Origin of the sequence: Mesorhizobium sp. M7A.F.Ca.CA.004.04.2.1, from assembly GCF_004022825.1 — a bacterium.
In the GTDB taxonomy this organism is placed as follows: Bacteria; Pseudomonadota; Alphaproteobacteria; order Rhizobiales; family Rhizobiaceae; genus Mesorhizobium.
Genome location: NZ_RZPH01001839.1, coordinates 1 through 394 on the forward strand (window position 1 = coordinate 1; position 394 = coordinate 394).

Annotated in this window: 1 pseudogene; it reads right to left on the reverse strand. The window is 64.2% G+C overall.

The annotated features are described in order from the left end of the window. Nucleotides 1-394 (reverse strand): annotated as a pseudogene (locus EN893_RS37860) (ammonium transporter); the annotation flags it as partial.

Genomic DNA, 394 nt, shown 5'->3' on the forward strand with positions numbered 1-394 from the left:
GGGCAGGATTGACCAGGATGCCTGTGCCGAGCGCGCCGATGATGCCGCCGATGCAGTGGACGCCGAAGACATCAAGGCTGTCGTCGTAGTCGAACGTGTTCTTCACCACCGAGACGAAGAAGTAGCAGACGAAGGTGGCGACGATGCCGAGCACGATGGCGCCCATCGGGCCGGCAAAGCCGGCAGCGGGCGTGACGGCGACGAGGCCGGTCACCGCACCCGAAACGGCACCAAGCATGGAGGCTTTGCCGCGCAGCAGCGATTCAAGCACGATCCAGGTGACCGCCGCCGCCGCCGTGGCGACGAAGGTATTGATCATGGCCAGCACCGCATAGGCGTTCGCTTCAAGATTCGAACCGGCGTTGAAGCCAAACCAGCCGACCCACAGCAGCGA